21 protein-coding genes, 1 tRNA gene and 1 pseudogene are annotated in these 15,476 nt (G+C 67.5%); 8 read left to right on the forward strand and 15 right to left on the reverse strand.

From position 1 onward, the window contains the following. The first annotated feature begins 47 nt into the window (after nt 1–47). Both C6I20_RS17185 and C6I20_RS14320 read left to right on the forward strand, forming a co-directional pair. Nucleotides 48–212 (forward strand): hypothetical protein, encoded by a 165-nt coding sequence (locus C6I20_RS17185; RefSeq protein ID WP_162891346.1) that lies wholly within the window; start codon nt 48–50, stop codon nt 210–212. Nucleotides 213–250: 38 nt separating this feature from the next. Further along, nucleotides 251–640, forward strand: coding sequence for a phage holin family protein (locus C6I20_RS14320; RefSeq protein WP_118397086.1), 390 nt, complete (start codon nt 251–253; stop codon nt 638–640). On the opposite strand, the gene C6I20_RS14325 is transcribed toward C6I20_RS14320, so the two are convergent. Genes C6I20_RS14325 through nth form a run of 5 tightly spaced genes read right to left on the reverse strand, consistent with a single transcriptional unit; the run spans nt 637 to nt 4,607 of the window. Further along, nucleotides 637–1,461 (reverse strand): hypothetical protein, encoded by an 825-nt coding sequence (locus tag C6I20_RS14325; protein WP_118397089.1) that lies wholly within the window; start codon nt 1,459–1,461, stop codon nt 637–639. The genes C6I20_RS14320 and C6I20_RS14325 overlap by 4 nt on opposite strands. Continuing rightward, on the reverse strand, nt 1,461–2,633 hold the full coding sequence (locus C6I20_RS14330) for a MarP family serine protease (protein WP_118397092.1): 1,173 nt from the start codon (nt 2,631–2,633) through the stop codon (nt 1,461–1,463). Before C6I20_RS14330 ends, C6I20_RS14325 begins: the two co-directional genes overlap by 1 nt. Then, nucleotides 2,630–3,274, reverse strand: coding sequence for a CoA pyrophosphatase (locus tag C6I20_RS14335; RefSeq protein WP_118397095.1), 645 nt, complete (start codon nt 3,272–3,274; stop codon nt 2,630–2,632). Before C6I20_RS14335 ends, C6I20_RS14330 begins: the two co-directional genes overlap by 4 nt. Then, nucleotides 3,271–3,891 (reverse strand): TlpA disulfide reductase family protein, encoded by a 621-nt coding sequence (locus tag C6I20_RS14340; protein WP_118397098.1) that lies wholly within the window; start codon nt 3,889–3,891, stop codon nt 3,271–3,273. The genes C6I20_RS14335 and C6I20_RS14340 overlap by 4 nt, the downstream gene beginning before the upstream one ends. After that, the gene (nth, locus tag C6I20_RS14345) at nt 3,888–4,607 is read right to left on the reverse strand and encodes an endonuclease III (protein WP_254052151.1); all 720 of its coding nucleotides are present in this window, start codon (nt 4,605–4,607) and stop codon (nt 3,888–3,890) included. The genes C6I20_RS14340 and nth overlap by 4 nt, the downstream gene beginning before the upstream one ends. 110 nt (nt 4,608–4,717) lie before the next feature. Here nth and C6I20_RS14350 point away from each other — a divergent pair, with 110 nt between their 5' ends. Beyond that, nucleotides 4,718–5,395, forward strand: coding sequence for a Crp/Fnr family transcriptional regulator (locus C6I20_RS14350; protein WP_118397104.1), 678 nt, complete (start codon nt 4,718–4,720; stop codon nt 5,393–5,395). 11 nt (nt 5,396–5,406) lie between these two features. Here C6I20_RS14350 and C6I20_RS14355 read toward each other — a convergent pair whose 3' ends face one another. From C6I20_RS14355 to C6I20_RS14370, 4 genes are read right to left on the reverse strand one after another with little or no spacing between them, the layout of a single operon-like run. Continuing rightward, a complete protein-coding gene (locus C6I20_RS14355) occupies nt 5,407–6,168 on the reverse strand; it encodes an MBL fold metallo-hydrolase (RefSeq protein ID WP_254052152.1) in 762 nt (253 codons plus the stop codon). Further along, complete coding sequence (locus C6I20_RS14360; protein ID WP_118397107.1) at nt 6,165–6,974, reverse strand: NUDIX hydrolase; 810 nt, start codon at nt 6,972–6,974, stop codon at nt 6,165–6,167. Before C6I20_RS14360 ends, C6I20_RS14355 begins: the two co-directional genes overlap by 4 nt. 10 nt (nt 6,975–6,984) lie before the next feature. After that, on the reverse strand, nt 6,985–7,446 hold the full coding sequence (locus C6I20_RS14365; RefSeq protein ID WP_118397110.1) for a RidA family protein: 462 nt from the start codon (nt 7,444–7,446) through the stop codon (nt 6,985–6,987). Next, nucleotides 7,443–7,598 carry a DUF4177 domain-containing protein gene (locus tag C6I20_RS14370; RefSeq protein ID WP_118397113.1) on the reverse strand — a complete coding sequence of 52 codons (156 nt, stop codon included), beginning with the start codon at nt 7,596–7,598 and terminating at the stop codon, nt 7,443–7,445. The genes C6I20_RS14365 and C6I20_RS14370 overlap by 4 nt, the downstream gene beginning before the upstream one ends. A gap of 150 nt (nt 7,599–7,748) precedes the next feature. Between C6I20_RS14370 and C6I20_RS14375 the strand changes: the two genes are divergently transcribed. Both C6I20_RS14375 and C6I20_RS14380 read left to right on the forward strand, forming a co-directional pair. After that, nucleotides 7,749–8,708: an ArsA-related P-loop ATPase gene (locus C6I20_RS14375; protein ID WP_118397116.1), complete on the forward strand. Its 960-nt coding sequence runs from the start codon at nt 7,749–7,751 to the stop codon at nt 8,706–8,708. A 71-nt stretch (nt 8,709–8,779) separates the two neighbouring features. Then, nucleotides 8,780–9,964, forward strand: a complete 1,185-nt coding sequence (locus C6I20_RS14380; protein ID WP_118398967.1) for an ArsA-related P-loop ATPase — start codon at nt 8,780–8,782, stop codon at nt 9,962–9,964. Here C6I20_RS14380 and C6I20_RS14385 read toward each other — a convergent pair. Continuing rightward, a complete protein-coding gene (locus C6I20_RS14385; protein ID WP_118397119.1) occupies nt 9,961–10,218 on the reverse strand; it encodes a WhiB family transcriptional regulator in 258 nt (85 codons plus the stop codon). The genes C6I20_RS14380 and C6I20_RS14385 overlap by 4 nt on opposite strands. Before the next feature lie 169 nt (nt 10,219–10,387). Between C6I20_RS14385 and C6I20_RS14390 the strand changes: the two genes are divergently transcribed. Continuing rightward, a complete protein-coding gene (locus C6I20_RS14390) occupies nt 10,388–12,550 on the forward strand; it encodes a transglycosylase domain-containing protein (RefSeq protein ID WP_162891347.1) in 2,163 nt (720 codons plus the stop codon). A 1-nt stretch (nt 12,551) separates the two neighbouring features. On the opposite strand, the gene C6I20_RS14395 is transcribed toward C6I20_RS14390, so the two are convergent. Further along, nucleotides 12,552–13,013, reverse strand: a complete 462-nt coding sequence (locus tag C6I20_RS14395; protein ID WP_118397124.1) for a GatB/YqeY domain-containing protein — start codon at nt 13,011–13,013, stop codon at nt 12,552–12,554. A gap of 39 nt (nt 13,014–13,052) precedes the next feature. Here C6I20_RS14395 and C6I20_RS14400 point away from each other — a divergent pair, with 39 nt between their 5' ends. Together C6I20_RS14400 and C6I20_RS14405 are read left to right on the forward strand one after the other, a co-directional pair. After that, entirely contained in the window at nt 13,053–13,958 is a 906-nt protein-coding gene (locus C6I20_RS14400) for a metallophosphoesterase (protein WP_118397127.1), read from the forward strand. Nucleotides 13,959–13,965: 7 nt separating this feature from the next. Beyond that, nucleotides 13,966–14,042: transfer RNA gene (locus C6I20_RS14405), tRNA-Pro, on the forward strand. Nucleotides 14,043–14,102: 60 nt separating this feature from the next. Here the strand turns inward: C6I20_RS14405 and C6I20_RS17430 are convergent. From C6I20_RS17430 to C6I20_RS17440, 4 genes and pseudogenes are all read right to left on the reverse strand, one after another. After that, nucleotides 14,103–14,360 (reverse strand): hypothetical protein, encoded by a 258-nt coding sequence (locus C6I20_RS17430; RefSeq protein ID WP_216823125.1) that lies wholly within the window; start codon nt 14,358–14,360, stop codon nt 14,103–14,105. Then, nucleotides 14,273–14,584: an integrase core domain-containing protein gene (locus tag C6I20_RS17865; RefSeq protein ID WP_371682688.1), complete on the reverse strand. Its 312-nt coding sequence runs from the start codon at nt 14,582–14,584 to the stop codon at nt 14,273–14,275. Before C6I20_RS17865 ends, C6I20_RS17430 begins: the two co-directional genes overlap by 88 nt. A gap of 20 nt (nt 14,585–14,604) precedes the next feature. Then, nucleotides 14,605–14,880, reverse strand: a pseudogene (locus C6I20_RS17870) (DDE-type integrase/transposase/recombinase); the annotation flags it as partial. After that, nucleotides 14,835–15,278: a leucine zipper domain-containing protein gene (locus C6I20_RS17440; protein ID WP_216822862.1), complete on the reverse strand. Its 444-nt coding sequence runs from the start codon at nt 15,276–15,278 to the stop codon at nt 14,835–14,837. The gene C6I20_RS17440 and the pseudogene C6I20_RS17870, both read right to left, overlap by 46 nt. Nucleotides 15,279–15,476 lie beyond the last annotated feature (198 nt).

A 15,476-nucleotide genomic window follows, 5' to 3' on the forward strand; every position in this document is an offset into this window, starting at 1 on the left:
AGGCCCCGTTCAGGTTCGCATCAGGTTCGTGTGGGCATCCTGAGATCATGAATGACCCCGCCAACATCCCCGCCACGACCCCGACCGCCACCAAGCGTCACATCAGCGCAGACGTTCTCATTGGTGTGGGCCTGATCGGGTCCGCGGTGGTCGGCAAGCTGGCCTGGAGTGTCTCCGACGGCGGCCTGCTCGCCGCGCTCGGCGCACGCTGACCTGCGCGATCCCCTGAGTCACTTGTAGGCTCGCGGGTATGAGCACTGTGGAAGATCCGACCATCGGGCGCCTGGTCGCCGACGCCAGCCGCGACATCTCGGCACTCGTGCAGTCGGAGATCAAGCTGGCCAAGACCGAGCTCAAGGTGAGTGCAAAGGCCGGCGGCATCGGGGCGGCGTTGTTCCTGATCGCGGGCTTCTTCGGGCTGCTGATCATCATCCTGCTGTCGATCTCGATCGCCTACTTCATCACGATGGCCGGACTGGACCCAGCGTGGTCGTTCCTGATCGTGGCCGGCGGCTACCTCGTGCTTGCCGTGCTGCTGATCGTGATCGGGATCTCCAAGCTCAAGAAGATCCAGGCTCCCGAGAAGACAATCTCCACCGCCAAGGAGATTCCTGCCGCCCTGAAGGGTCGTTCAAGCTAGCCGGTCCGGCCGGCCGCCATCCGCCCCACAGCCCCGACAAGGGCCACCAGGGCCCCGATGACGGCGAGCACCACCAGCCAGGCCGACAGCGAGTCGGCCGCCCGATCGACCAGCAGCTTCTGGACCGTGCGGGCGAACGCCGACGGGGCGGCCGTGTGATCGAGCAGCTCCTGCGCTGCGGGGCCGCTCGAGATCCACAACAACCCTGCGACGACGACTGCTCCGGCGCCGAGGCCGCCGACGGCAACTGACTTGCGACGCGCGAGCACGACGCAGACCAGGGCCCCGGCCAGAGCCATAGCCGCACCCATCAAGCTCAGGCGCCCGGCGCCCTTGAGCCGCTCGACCGAGCGTCGTTCCTGTGCATCACTCACGACCGGCACGACCACGCTGTCGGGTGATGACAGCGTGACGGGGAGCTGGTCGGTGACCCGCTTGACGACGAAGGCTGCCATCGGCCCGATGTCGACCGCCAGGACCCGCGGGGTCGGATCGGCGAAGGCGGAGCGATGGAAGCTGCGCTGCGTCTGCTCCCAGGCGTCGACGAAACCGGGCTGGTTGCTCGCGCCCCCCGCGACCTCGGTCAGCGCCGCGGTGGCGGTCGACCGCAGGGCCGAGGGCAGGAGTCCCTGCGCCGTGAGCTCATCGCTGAGGTATGCGGCGAAGGCCCCCTGCAGCTCGTTGTCCGTGGCCAGGGTGCTGCTGAATGCGACGTAGCCGTCTTCGTTTGCGACGTGCGTCGAGATCCAGAGCAACGGGAGCGTCACCAGGAGTGCCACCAGCGCGACGGCTCCGCCCATGACCGACAGCAGGGACCGCATCAGGCACACCCGCCGGTCGAGACCTGCTTGGACGCGGCGACACCGGCGCGCGCATCGTCGGCGACCTGCTTGGCGGTCAGCGCGTAGCCGGTCGAGTCGTCGGTGATCGAGGCCGCAAAGATCACGCCCAGGACGTCGCCGCCCTCGGACACGAGCGGTCCACCGGAGTTGCCGGAGCGCACCAACCCGCGGACCGAGAACGTCTCGCGGACGACCTGTCCGCGATCGTAGATGTCCGGGCTCCGGAGCCGCATCTCGTTGCGGATACGTGCCGCGCGAGCATCGAACGGACCGTTCTCGGGGAACCCGAGAATCGCGGCGGAGTCTCCCGCCTTGCCGCTGGTGTCGAAGTTCAGCGACGGGATGTTCAACCCGTTGACTGCCAGCACCGCGACGTCCAGCTCGCGGTCGAACAGAACCACACGGGAGCTGATGCGCCTCCCGTCCACGATGACGAACGGCTCACTGACACCCGCGACGACGTGGGCATTGGTCATGACCCGCCCGTCGGAGTAGGCGAACCCGGAGCCTTCGATGCCCCGCTGGCAGTTGGCCTCGCCCAGAATCTTCACCACGCTGCCCGAGGCCTTGCGGACTCCGGCACTGGCGAGCGTCGCGGCGTCGGGCGGACCGACCGGCGCAATGTCCTCGCTCTCGAACGGATCGATGTAGCGAGGGAACAGATTGGCGTCGAGAACCTTGTTGAACGCGCGCAGGACCGACGTCGCCCGGTTAGGCATGACGCTGTCGACCCGGTCGAGAATCACCGAGCCGCGCGACGCCGTCGACAGGTAGGGAATCGAGGTCCCGCTGACCGAGTAGCCGAGCGCCCAGCCAGCGAACAGCACCGCGACCATGCTGAGCGCGCTGCCACCGACCGCGTCGACCCAGCGGAGGGGCCGCCACTTGAGCCCGTTGCGGAGATCCGTGCCGACGTACGTGCCGATGCCCTGCCCGATCGCACCCGCACCCACGACGAGGCCCAGGGCCAGGAGGGAAGAGCTCAGGGTCGGCGTGCCGCCGGAGAGGAACCGAGGGACGATCGCGATCGCGAGCAGACCACCGACCAGCAGCCCGACCGTCGCGATCAGGTTGACGACGAAGCCCTGGACGTAGCCCGAGATCGCGTAGGCGAAGAGGATCACCAAGAGGATGATGTCGAGGGAGTTCATGGGAACTCAGGCAGGGGTCGGGTGACGCTGTCGTCCCAGGGCTGCTCCCAGCCGAGCCGCTCGAACAGGCGCGAGACGACACCCGCCGTGAAGCCCCACAGCGGCACACCCGAACCGACCTCGAAGGCCGGTCCACGCCAGCCGGACGGGTGTTCGACGCTGAACCGGTTCGCCGGGTCCATCAGTCGCCGGATCGGTTGGTGGATGATCGCGCCGACCTCCTGAACACTGACCGGCACCAGCATTTTGGGCTCGCGCCAGTAGCCGAGGACCGGGGTCACGGCGAAGTTGCTGGGCGGCAGCCACAGAGTCGGCAGGGTGCCGAACACGTCGACCGTGACGGGGTCGAGCCCGACTTCCTCCTCGGCCTCACGCAGTGCGGTCGCGGTCGAGTCGGTGTCCGAGGGATCTGTCGCGCCACCAGGAAAGGAGATTTGGCCGGCGTGGTTGCGCATCGTGGTCGCGCGCTCGGTCAACAGCAACTCGGGGCCGTGGTCACCCTCGGCGAACAACATGAGGACCGCGGCAGGGCGTGCGTCCGCCGGGGCGTGCGCAAAATTTGGTGCCAGCTGCTCGGCCTCGACCGTGCCGGCCAACTCGGCCAGCGGCCGGAGCCACTCCGGGAGATGGTCCCACGTCATGGCGCCACTCCCAGATGTCGGTCGATCGCGGCCGTCAGCTCGGCGTACGAACGGAACGCAATGCGCTCCGTGGCGACCATTCTTCCTTGTTGGTCCACAAAGACCGTCTGGGGCAGACCCACGACCTTCAACGGGGACTTCGTCGTGGAGTCAGGATCGCTGAGCAACGGGTATGTCACGCCGGACAGCCGGGCAAGCTCGAGCGCGGCATCAGGAGCAGAGTCGGCGAAGTCAACGCCGATGACACGGAGCCGGTCGCCATACTCCTCGTGCGCCTTCGCGAGCAGCGGAAGCTCCTCGCGGCACGGACCACACCAGCTGGCCCACAGGTTGATGACGGTAGGCGTGCCGGCGAGTCCGGAGAGACGCACCGGGTCTCCGCCGCCCAGGCAGTCCAGTGTCAGGTCTGGGAGGCCCTGCTCGACCGGTGACGTGGCCTCAGCGGTCGGACAGTCCTCGATGCCGGCACGCTGCTTGGCGGCGGCGAGGTCACTGGGATCGATCGTCGTCGTGCCCCCGCCTCCGTCACCGAAGGTCGGCTTCTTCCCAGCTGGGGTCGATCCGGCGCAGCCGGTCAGCAGCAGTACCAACGCGACCAGCAGCACCCGCGCCCTCATGCGGGGCCCTGCGTCGTGATGAGGGCCGCCGCCTCGACGGGGTCGATCGGCCCGGTGCCGAACGCCGGGCACCACTGCGCGACCGGGCACGCACCGCAGGCGGGCTTCTTGGCGTGACAGCAACGGCGCCCGTGCCAGATCAGTCGGTGGCTCAACATCGTCCAGTCCTTCGCTGGGAAGATCGCGGCGACGGCACGCTCGGTCTTGACCGGGTCCTTGGCGATCTCGCCCGGCACCCACTTGAACCGCCGGACCAGGCGGGCGAAGTGCGTGTCGACCGTCAGACCCGGGACCCCGAAGGCGTTGCCGAGCACGACGTTGGCGGTCTTGCGCCCCACACCGCGCAGGGCGACCAGCTCAGGGAGCCGGCCTGGCACCTCGCCGTCGTGGTGCTCGACCAGATCGGCGGACAGCCGCAACAGGCTCTCGGTCTTGGCCCGGAAGAACCCGGTCGGCCGAATCAGCTCCTCGAGGGCCGCCCGGTCCGCTGCGGCCATCGCCCGCGCGTCGGGAAAGGCGGCGAACAGGGCCGGTGTGATCGCGTTGACCCGCCGATCCGTGGTCTGCGCTGACAGCACCGTAGCGACGAGCAGCTCGAAGGGCGTGCGGAAGTCCAGCTCGCAGCCGGCTTCTGGATAAGTCTCGGCGAGCACTCGGTTGATCTTTCGGGCCCGCCGTACCAGCGTCGTCTCGGGTCGGGACACATCGCTCGGCACGGCGCCCAGCGTACGTGGCTCGGCGCGTATGCGGCATGTGCGCTCCCGATGTGGGAAACTTCGAGCGGCACATACTGTGACCCATGCGACATAAGTGATAAGGAAGACCCGTGACCGACGACGTTCTCCGCCAGGCACCGCTGTTCTCAGGCCTCGACGACGAGGTGGCAGCGGCCCTCGAGTCATCGATGTCGTCAACCTCGCTGCGTCGCGGGGAGATCCTCTTCAACGAGGGCGATGACGGCAACCAGCTGTATGTCGTCACCGACGGCAAGATCAAGCTCGGCCGCACCTCACCGGACGGTCGGGAGAACCTGCTGGCGATCCTCGGTCCCGGACAAATGTTCGGCGAGCTCTCCTTCTTCGATCCCGGACCGCGCTCGGCCACGGCCACTGCCGTCACCGACGTCGAGCTCAAGAGTCTCGGACACGAAGCGCTGAGCCCCGTGCTCAATGCACACCCCGACGTCGCGCACGCCCTGCTCAACCAACTGGCCGGTCGACTGCGTCGCACCAACGAGGTCGTCGGCGACCTGGTGTTCTCCGACGTTCCCGGCCGTGTCGCCAAGGCGCTGCTCGATCTGGCCTCGCGCTTCGGTCGTCGGGCCGACGACGGCGTGCACGTCAACCACGACCTCACGCAGGAGGAGCTGGCTCAGCTCGTCGGCGCCTCGCGCGAGACCGTCAACAAGGCCCTCGCCGACTTCGCGTCGCGCGGCTGGCTGCGCCTCGAACCGCGCAGCGTCGTGATCCTGGACCTCGAGCGTCTGCAGCGCCGCGCCCGCTGACCTTTCCGGGGTCAGGCCTGGAGGTAGGCGAGCTGGGCGGCGACGCTGAGCTCGGCTGCCGGCCAGAGAGTCTCGTCGACGTCTCGGTAGACCGTCTCGACGACGGCCCGCGGGGTGATGCCCCCCGAGTCGACAGCAGCGCGTACCTGATCCAGCCGCTCGGCCCGGTGCTCGAGGTAGAAGTCGACCACGCCTGCTGGATCGTCCACGACCGGTCCGTGTCCCGGCAGGATGCGGACCACCAGACCTTCTTCCACGAGCTCACGGACGTGTGCCAACGAGTCGAGGTACGGCCCCAGGACGCCGTCGGGGTGAGCAATCACGGTCGTCCCGCGGCCCAGGATCGTGTCACCGGTCAACAGCGAGCCCTCGGCGGGCAGTCGGAAGCACACCGAGTCGGTCGTGTGCCCGGGTGTCGCGAGCACCTCCATCTCGAGCCCGTCCACGTCGATGGTCTCCCCATCGACGAGCGGCTCCGCGGCGCGGGTGAACTCCGGATCGATCGAGCGGGTCGGCGCACCGGTCAGCTCGACGAAGCGACCGAGCGCAGCGGTGTGGTCGAAGTGACGGTGCGTGAAGAGGATCAGCCCCACGGTCCCTGCCGCAGCGAGCACCGCCTGCAGATGGGCCTCGTCAGCCGGGCCCGGATCGACGACGACCGAGCGCTCCGCGCCCGGCTCGCGCAGGATCCACGTGTTGGTCCCGTCGAGCGTCATGACGCCAGGATTGGCGGCCAGCATGTAGGCCGCACGATCAGTCACGGTGTGGGTCATGCGAACTCCCCCAGGTCGGTCTCGAGGAACAACTCGCCCTCGACCTCGACGAGGCGGGGCTCGATGGGGTGGATCCTACGCTCGGCAGCCGCCCCAAGCACTTGATCCGTGCGCAGACCGGCGATGTCGCGACATGTCACGTGCGTCGGCGGAAGCATCGCGGCCTCCCCTCCGTCCACCGCGGCCAACACGTCGCGAAGTGGCGCCCACGTCGCATGATCCGCCTCGCGCGCGAGGGCTCCGACGGCCTGTCCCGCGGGCAGCACAGCCACGAAGAACCGGGTGTCGTAGCGTCGCGGTTCGAAGGTCGGCGTGATCCAGTGCGCCCATGCGCCCAGCAGATCGGCCCGAAGGACCAGCCCGGACTCGGCCAGGTAGGCGCCGAACGTCAGCTCGTGCGCCTCGAGCGCCAGCCTGGCGTCCTGGAACCTCGCACCGCTGGTGTCCGCGACGACAGAGTGCTCGTCGGGCCCGGCGAGCAGCACTCCACACTCCTCGAACGTCTCGCGCACTGCGGCGCACACGAGCCCGCGCGCGATGTCCTCGCTGCAGCCCAGCCGCTCGGCCCACACGTCGGGCGTCGGCCCCGCCCACGGGACGTCCGTGAAGCGGTCGGGGTCATCCACGCCGCCGCCGGGGAACACATACATCCGGGGGGCGAAAGCCATGCTCTGCTGACGGCGCAGGAGGTAGGCCTCGATGCCGTGCTCGCCGTCGCGGACCACCACCACGGTGGCGGCGTCGCGCGGAGCGGCCGCCTCGTCCTCTCGGCCGACGTGCGAGCGAAGCGCCTCAGGCAGTGGCATGCGCACGACGTCAGCCGATCTCGACGATGAGCTCGACCTCGACCGGAGCGTCGAGCGGCAGGACGGGCACGCCAACCGCGCTGCGCGCGTGCTGGCCCGCCTCACCGAACGCCGCGCCGAACAACTCGCTGGCGCCATTGGCCACACCGGGCTGGCCGGTGAAGTCCGGGGTGCTCGCCACGAAGACCGTCGCTTTGACGACCCGCACGACCGTGTCGAGGTCGTCCACCAGCGATTTGACCGCCGCGATCGCGTTGAGGGCGCACTGGCGCGCGCAGTCGTGCGCCTCCTCGGCGGACACCTCGCCGCCGACCTTGCCGGTCAGCAGCAGCTGGCCGTCGCGCAGCGGAAGCTGTCCGGAGGTGAACACGTAGGCACCCGTGCGGACTGCGGGGACGTAGGCCGCTACCGGCGCCGGAACCGTCGGCACCTCGAGACCGAGCGCGCTCAACCGCTCCTCGACCTGGCTCATGCCACGGGGCGCTTGAAGTAGGCAACGAGGTTCTCGGGGTTCATGCCGGGAACGATCTGTACAAGCTCCCAACCGTCCTGTCCGAAGTTGTCGAGGATCTGCTTCGTGGCGTGCACGAGGACGGGTGCTGTCAGGTACTCCCATTTGGTCATGGATCGACTGTAACTGGACCGGCGCCTGCACCGCCCCCGAGTGCGGCACTGGAGTCACCTTGGTCACACACCAGCCCCTCCCACGGCGCAGCGCAGCAGGGAAGTTTCAGATCGGGATGCGGTCGCGAGCCAGCGAAGTAGGCTCGTCGCGTGGCTCTTTCGACCCAGCTCCATGTCGTCACCGGCAAAGGCGGCACCGGCAAGACAACGGTCGCCGCGGCTCTCGCGATGGCTCTGGCGGGGCAGGGCAAGAAGGTCCTGCTGTGCGAGGTCGAAGGACGACAGGGCATCGCCCAGCTTTTCGACGTTCCTCCGTTGCCCTATGAGGAGCGCCAGATCGCGGTCGGGCTGGGCGGCGGCGAGGTCTACGCCCTGGCGATCGATCCCGAGGCAGCGCTGCTGGAATACCTCGCGATGTACTACCGACTGGGTCGCGCGGGCAAGGCGCTCGAGCGGTTCGGCATCATCGACTTCGCCACGACGATCGCCCCCGGCGTGCGGGACGTCCTGCTGACCGGCAAGGTCTACGAGGCCGCGCGACGCCGCACCGGCAACGACTTCACCTACGACGCGGTCATCATGGACGCGCCACCCACAGGCCGGATCACCCGATTCCTCAACGTCAACTCCGAGGTCGCCGGGCTCGCCAAGGTCGGTCCGATCCGGCGGCAGGCCGACTCGATCATGGAGATGATGCGGTCCAGCACGACGCACGTCCACCTCGTCACGGTGCTCGAGGAGATGCCGGTGCAGGAGACCATCGACGGAATCGCCGACCTGCAGTCCGAGCGGCTTCCGGTCGGCCACGTGATCCTCAACCTGGTGCGGCCGTCGCTGCTCTCCGCCGACACGCGTGACGCCCTGGCGGCCGGGACGCTCAAGCCGGCCAAGGTAGCGGCCTCGCTGGCCAAAGCAGCCTTGGCCAAGGCCGCGGCACCCGCGCTGGTCGCCGGCGGCGAAGCGCACCTCGAGCGGCAGCGACTGCAGGACGGCCAGCGCGAAATCCTCCAGGACTGTGGCCGACCGCTCGTCGAGCTGTCATCGATCCGTGACGGCATCGACCTCGGCGCACTGTTCGAGCTCGCCGAGCAGCTAGGAGACCTCGCGTGACCGGCAAGCCGCAGACCTCGCCGTCGACCCGCAAGGGCCACCCGACGCCACGCGGCGGAACAGGCGGCGCCATCGCCCACACGCTCGACGTCGACCGGCTCCTGGCCGACCGCACGACCGAGATCATCGTCTGCTGCGGGTCCGGCGGTGTCGGCAAGACCACCACGGCAGCAGCGCTCGCCCTGCGCGCAGCCGAGCAGGGCCGCACCGTGTGCGTTTTGACGATCGACCCGGCGCGACGACTGGCCCAGGCGATGGGCCTCACCGAGCTCGACAACACACCTCGACCGGTCAAAGGCGTCGGGGCCGACGGCGGCAGTCTCGACGCCATGATGCTCGACATGAAACGGACCTTCGACGAGGTCGTCGAAGCCCACGCGACGCCAGAGAAGGCGCAGCAGATCCTGGCCAACCCGTTCTACGTCGCTTTGTCGAGCTCGTTCGCCGGCACCCAGGAGTACATGGCAATGGAGAAGCTGGGCCAGTTGCACGCCCAGGCGAGCCGGGCTGTCCAGGACCCCGGTGGACCCGAAACATCAGAAGATCCGGCCGTGAAGGCGTGGGACCTGATCATCGTCGACACACCGCCGTCGCGATCCGCGCTGGACTTCCTCGACGCGCCGGACCGGCTCTCATCTCTGCTGGACGGCCGCTTCATCAAGTTGCTGCTCGCTCCGGCCAAGGGCCCGGCCCGGCTGCTCAGCGCCGGCTTCGGGATCGTGACGAGCGCACTCAACAAGGTGCTCGGGGCACAGGTGCTGACCGACATGCAGACCTTCATCGCGGCATTCGACACCCTGTTCGGCGGTTTCCGCCAGCGCGCGGAGCGCACGTACGCGCTCCTGCAGGCCGACGGCACAGCGTTCGTCGTGGTCGCCGCTCCGGAGCCGGCCGCCATGCGCGAGGCGTCGTACTTCGTCGAGCGGCTGGCCGGCGAGCGCATGCCTCTGGCTGGTCTCGTGGTCAACCGGGTGCACCAGAACGGCGCCGAAGGAATCACCGCGGCTGACGCCGAGTCGGCTGGTCACAAGCTTGCGAGCGGCACCGCGACGGACAAGATGACGGCGGACCTGCTCGAGATCCACGCCGAGCGCATGCGGGTCGCGGCCCGCGAGGCTCGGTTGAAGCAGCGGTTCACTGCGGCCCACCCGGCAGTACCGACGGCATCGATAGCCGCCCTGGCCGGGGACGTGCACGACCTCGACGGACTGCGTGAGATCGGTGACCTGCTGGCCGCACAGGCCAAGAAGAACTAGACAGCGACGGAGAGGATGCTGCGCCAGGTCGTCACGTTGGGCCGGCGGCGCAGGAGCGCACGCCGCTCGCGCTCGGTCATTCCGCCCCAGACGCCCCACTCGATGCGGTTGTCCAGCGCTTCGGTCAGGCATTCAGCCCGCACGTGGCACGTACCGCAGACCTGCTTGGCGCGGTTCTGCTCGGCACCCTTGACGAACAGCGCATCGGACTTTCCGCGACACGCGGCGTCAGCCGCCCAGTTTTCGTTCCACATGATTTCTTACCTCCCCGAGACCGGCCGGTCGGCCGAAGTTGGTACCTCCAATCTAGAAAATCGCCGCCGCGCGCGTCAGACCGTTCCTGACCATCTTTACTAGTCCCGATGAACTAGCACAGGCTGTCTCGCCCAGGACCTCTCAGCATCGTCCCGTACTCTGATGTGCATGTCTTGGGACGAAATTCGCTCATCGCTGCGCCAAGCAGCCCGGCGTGAGAAGCAGCATGACGGACCCCTCTCGATCATCGGCACGATGGCGCTGCTGTCCGCCGTCGTCGGCGTGCTTCTCGCCGCGGTCGTCATCCCCGGCACAGCCTTGTTCGCCGCGACGGCCAACAACGTCAGCAATGCCATCGTCGACCTCCCGTTGCGCCTGGACGACCAGCCCAACGCACAGACCACGCGCCTGCTGGCCTCCAACGGCGACCTGATCGCGTACTTCTACGAGGAGAACCGGCAAGACATCCCGCTCGACAAGATCTCTCCGGTCATGCAGGACGCCCTGCTGTCGATCGAGGATGCCCGCTTCTACCAGCACGGAGCACTCGATCTCAAGGGCACGCTCCGCGCGCTCGTCAACAACGCCTCGGAGGGCCAGACCCAGGGCGGCTCGTCGATCACCCAGCAGCTGGTCAAGCTGACTCTCGTGTCGCAGGCCACGACCAAGGAGCAGCGGCTCGCCGCTATCAAGAAGTCGACCTCGCGCAAGATCCGTGAGCTCAAGCTCGCCATCTCGTACGAGGAGCAGCACACCAAGAAGGAGATCCTCGAGCGCTACCTCAACCTCGCGTACTTCGGTGACAGCGCCTACGGCATCAGCGCCGCGAGCTATCACTACTTCTCGGTGAGCCCCGCCAAGCTCAACGTTCGTCAGGCCGCGACCCTGGCAGGGCTGGTCAAGAACCCCGTCGAGTTCGATCCCGGCGTCTATCCCGAGAAGGCCCTCGCCCGGCGCAACACGGTGCTGGCGGTCATGGCCCGGCTCGGCAAGATCACCGAAGCCGATGCGACGAAGTACCAGGCTGAGCCCCTGGGCCTCAAGATCACCGAGTACCCCAATGGTTGCGTCTCCACGGTCGCCGAGTTCTCCTGCGACTATGTCCGTCGCTACCTGCTCACGCAGGACGCCCTGGGTGCCGACACCGAGGAGCGCCAGCGAGCGCTCGAGCGGGGCGGCCTGACGATCAAGTCCACGATCGACGTGGACAAGCAGAAGGCCACCAACAAAGCCGTCACCGCGACGGTCAAGGCCAAGGACGGGGCGATCGGCGCACTCGCGATGATCGAGCCCGGTACCGGCGCAGTGCGTGCCCTGACCCAGTCGCGGCCGATGGGACGGGACAAGAAGAAGGGCCAGTCCTTCATCAACTTCACGGTGCCGACGGCCTATGGCGACTCGGGCGGCTTCCCGGCCGGGTCGACGTTCAAGATGTTCACCGTCGCGGCGGCGCTCAAGCAGGGCATCAGCGTCGGTCAGTCCTTCAACTCACCAAGCAAGATGACCGTGCCGTCCGGCACCTACTTCGACTGTGAGGGTCGCGGCACCTCGCCATGGCCGGTCAGCAACTCGACGTCGTCAGGTGTCATGAACATGTACACCGGGACGCGGCTGTCCGTGAACACGTACTTCGCTCAGCTCGAGAAGAAGGCCGGACTCTGCAACACCGTGCGCGCCGCCGAGTCGATGGGCATCACGGTCCCCGAGCAGGACATCGTCGGCCCGTTCACCCTCGGCGTCACGAGCGTCAGCCCGCTCGACATGGCGGCCGCCTACGCCACCGCCGCGTCCGGCGGGATGTACTGCGAGCCGCTGCCGGTCACCGAGATCGTCGACGCCAGCGGCAAGACCGTCAAAAAGTTCAAGCCGAGCTGCAAGCGGGTCCTCACCGAGGACCAGGCGGCGCAGATCAACGACATCCTTCGCGGCGTGCAGGAGCCCGGCGGCTTCGGGTTCTCCAACGGCACAGGACTGCGGGTGGCTTCAGCCGCCAAAACCGGCACGACCCAGGACAACAAGGCGGTCTGGTACGCCGGCTACACGCCGGACCTGGCGACCGCCGCGATGATTGCCGGCGTTAGCTCGAACGGCAACCCCAAGTCTCTCGCGGGCGTCACGATCAACGGCCGATTCCTCAACTTCGGGTCGGTCGGCGGCAGCTCGCTCGCCGGACCCATGTGGGCCAAGGCGATGCAGGCGATCCAGGGCTCCCTGGACGGCGAGAACTTCCAGAGGCCCCCTCAGGGCAAGCCAGCTCCACCAAAGGTCGAGAAGAAGGAAAAAAAGCCTAGCTCCGACCAAGGAGCCAATGACGGCGGGGGCCCGGCCTGAGTCAGGCGCCCAGCTGGCGCTTGACCTCGGCCGCGACGGCACCACCGTCTGCCTTGCCCTTGACCTGGGGTGACACGACTCCCATGACGCGGCCCATGGCCTTCATGCCCGCCCCGGCAGACTCGGTCGAGTCGACGGCGGCCGTGACGATCGCGGTGATCTCGTCGGCGGTCAGTTGCGCGGGCAGGTAGTCGGCGAGGATCGCGGCCTCGGCCTTCTCCTTCTCGGCGAGCTCGGAACGGTCGCCCTCAGCGAACGCCTCAGCGGCCTCGCGACGCTTCTTGGCCTCGGACCCCAGGACCGCAATGACGTCCTCATCGGTCAGCTCGCGGACCTCCTTGCCGGCCACCTCGGCATTCGTGATCGCTGAGAGAACCATCCGCAGGGTCGAGGTGCGAAGGGCGTCGCGCGCCTTCATCGAGGTGATGAGGTCGGAGTGGAGCTGGTCCTTGAGAGCTGACATGGACCCAGTGTCCCACCACGACTGTGACAGGCTGGTCACGTGCGTCCCTTGCTCTGGCCGATAGCGGCCGCCGCGGCGGGGCTGGCGTACGCCTCGATCTACGAGGTCCGTGCCTTCACGCTCCGCCGCGTCACGGTCCCGGTCCTTGCCCCCGGCTCGCTGCCGCTCAAGGTCCTGCACCTGTCGGACACCCACATGACGCCAGGCCAGCTCAAGAAGCAGCAGTGGCTCCGCAGCCTGGCCGAGCTCGAGCCCGATCTGGTCATCAACACGGGCGACAACCTGGCCCACCTGGACGCCGTGCCATCGGTCCTGGCCGCCTACGGCGACCTCCTGGATCTCCCCGGTGCGTTCGTCTTCGGGTCCAACGACTACTTCTCCCCCGTGCCCAAGAACCCCGTCAACTACCTGCGGGGCGGGACCGGTGGCAACTGGCAGCGCACCCGCGACCTCCCGTTCGAGGAGTTGCGGCACGCCTTCGAGCAGCGCGGCTGGACCGACCTGACCAACCGCCACGCCTCGTTGGTGGTCAACGACCGGCGGCTGGCATTCGTCGGAGTGGACGATCCGCACCTCAATTTCGACGTGCTCGACGAAGTCCCTGCAGACCCTGCAGCCGACCTGGCGATCGGAGTCGCGCACGCGCCCTACCTGAGGGTGCTCGACCGCTGGAACACACTCGGCTATCCCCTCATCATGGCCGGCCACACCCACGGCGGACAGCTCCGCGTGCCCTTGTACGGCGCGCTCGTGACCAACTGCGACCTGGATCGCGCCCGCGCCCGCGGCCTCCACACCCACCAGGTCGAGGGGCATGAACCGTCCTGGCTGCACGTCTCCGCCGGGCTCGGAACGTCGCCATACACGCCGGTACGTTTTGCCTGCCGCCCCGAGGCAACCCTGCTCACCCTGACTGAGATAGACTCTCCGGGTTCCCTCTCGTAGGGGGCGTCGGGCTGTGGCGCAGCTTGGTAGCGCGCGTCGTTCGGGACGACGAGGCCGCAGGTTCAAATCCTGTCAGCCCGACCATGTGATGTCTCAGGACATCGGAAACTCCCGGACCTGCATTTTGCAGGTTCGGGAGTTTTTTCATTGGCCTTGGTAGTCGCGTTCTGGGTTGATGGTGAGCTCGCGCAAAAGCTCTCCGGTGACGGCGTTGGCGATGCGGACGTGCAGGTCCTGGATGAGCAGGATGACGTGGGTTCGGGCGTGGGTTCGTCCGACTCCGATGTGGTGCAGTTTGCCGTTGACGCGCAGCGTCACGGCACCTGTTTTGTCGATGCGGTCGTGACGGACACGGTCATGCGTGTCGGCGTCCCGGCTGTTGCCGGGCAGAGCTTTCGGCATGGTCTCGAACAAGGCGGCCGGTGTTGCCTGGTGGGGCAGGGATCGGTGGGGCGGCGGCTGTTGTATTCGTCGACGAAGACGTCGAGCACAGCTTGGAGTTCGTCGATGGTGGCGGGTTGGACCGGTTGGGCGCGGAGCCACTTCTTGAGCGTCTGCTGGAAGCGTTCGACCTTGCCCTGGGTCGTGGGTGGTTGGGGCGGCCGTTCTTTTGGACCACGTCCCAGTCGCGGAGTTGTTGCTCGAAGCTGTTGCGTCCGCCTTGCCTGCCGATGCCAGCGAGTCGGACGGTGTAGACCATGCCGTTGTCGGTCAGCGTTGAGGCGGGAATGCCGTGCTGGCCTGCGGTTTTGCGGAAGGTGGCCTTCACGATTGTCGTGGTGATCGCCCGGTGGGCGGACACGTGGAGGGCGTAGCGGGTGCAGTCGTCGAGCCAGGTGATGATCTCGACACCTTTGGGATAGGCCTTGATGTCGGTCAGCGGGTAGTGGGTGAAATCGGACTGCCAGGTCTCGTTTGGCATCTGGGCCTGGAAACGGATGTAGGAGGACTTTGGTCGCTTCTTCGGCTCGGGACAACCAGTCCGCCCTTGGCCAGCTGTCGGGCGATCGTGGCCCTAGAGACCGTCACATCGTGATCTTGTGCCAGGTGCCAGCCGATCGTGTCTGGGCCGGCGTCCAGACCGGCGTCGACCAGCTTGCGGCGGAGCGTCCAGATCAGCTCGACCGTCTCGGCCGGTGTCGCGTTCGGTGTTGTTTTGGGCCGTCGAGAGTGTGGCTCAAAGGCCGCCTCGTCTTCAGTGCGGTAGCGGGCCACGAGCTTGGAGACCCACCCTTTCGACACCCCGTAGGTCGCGGCGACGTCGGCTTGGGTGCGGCCCTCGAGGACGACGGCGGTGATGATCAGGCGGGCTTTCGACATGGCCGAATCCGACCAGCGAAGTGTCTCCTATGTCTTGAGACAGCAGTTTCCTATGACCCGAGACATGGGTTTCCTATGTCCTGAACCAGCACACTGTCAGCCCGACCATGAGTAGTTTGCGGAACTACTCGATTTGATTTGTGAAACTGCCAGATTGAAGGGCGCTCGCTTCGGCGGGCGCCTTTTGTCATGAAAACG

Source organism: Aeromicrobium sp. A1-2, from assembly GCF_003443875.1.
In the GTDB taxonomy this organism is placed as follows: domain Bacteria; phylum Actinomycetota; class Actinomycetes; order Propionibacteriales; family Nocardioidaceae; genus Aeromicrobium.

Excerpts from the sequence above, each read along its gene's own strand:
- C6I20_RS17185 (WP_162891346.1), top strand. The coding sequence starts at position 48 with ATGAATGACCCCGCCAACATCCCCGCCACGACCCCGACCGCCACCAAG.
- C6I20_RS14320 (WP_118397086.1), top strand. The coding sequence starts at position 251 with ATGAGCACTGTGGAAGATCCGACCATCGGGCGCCTGGTCGCCGACGCC.
- C6I20_RS14325 (WP_118397089.1), bottom strand. The coding sequence starts at position 1,461 with ATGCGGTCCCTGCTGTCGGTCATGGGCGGAGCCGTCGCGCTGGTGGCA.
- C6I20_RS14330 (WP_118397092.1), bottom strand. The coding sequence starts at position 2,633 with ATGAACTCCCTCGACATCATCCTCTTGGTGATCCTCTTCGCCTACGCG.
- C6I20_RS14335 (WP_118397095.1), bottom strand. The coding sequence starts at position 3,274 with ATGACGTGGGACCATCTCCCGGAGTGGCTCCGGCCGCTGGCCGAGTTG.
- C6I20_RS14340 (WP_118397098.1), bottom strand. The coding sequence starts at position 3,891 with ATGAGGGCGCGGGTGCTGCTGGTCGCGTTGGTACTGCTGCTGACCGGC.
- C6I20_RS14355 (WP_254052152.1), bottom strand. The coding sequence starts at position 6,168 with ATGACCCACACCGTGACTGATCGTGCGGCCTACATGCTGGCCGCCAAT.
- C6I20_RS14360 (WP_118397107.1), bottom strand. The coding sequence starts at position 6,974 with ATGCCACTGCCTGAGGCGCTTCGCTCGCACGTCGGCCGAGAGGACGAG.
- C6I20_RS14365 (WP_118397110.1), bottom strand. The coding sequence starts at position 7,446 with ATGAGCCAGGTCGAGGAGCGGTTGAGCGCGCTCGGTCTCGAGGTGCCG.
- C6I20_RS14370 (WP_118397113.1), bottom strand. The coding sequence starts at position 7,598 with ATGACCAAATGGGAGTACCTGACAGCACCCGTCCTCGTGCACGCCACG.
- C6I20_RS14385 (WP_118397119.1), bottom strand. The coding sequence starts at position 10,218 with ATGTGGAACGAAAACTGGGCGGCTGACGCCGCGTGTCGCGGAAAGTCC.
- C6I20_RS14390 (WP_162891347.1), top strand. The coding sequence starts at position 10,388 with ATGTCTTGGGACGAAATTCGCTCATCGCTGCGCCAAGCAGCCCGGCGT.
- C6I20_RS14395 (WP_118397124.1), bottom strand. The coding sequence starts at position 13,013 with ATGTCAGCTCTCAAGGACCAGCTCCACTCCGACCTCATCACCTCGATG.
- C6I20_RS17430 (WP_216823125.1), bottom strand. The coding sequence starts at position 14,360 with ATGCCGAAAGCTCTGCCCGGCAACAGCCGGGACGCCGACACGCATGAC.
- C6I20_RS17440 (WP_216822862.1), bottom strand. The coding sequence starts at position 15,278 with ATGTCGAAAGCCCGCCTGATCATCACCGCCGTCGTCCTCGAGGGCCGC.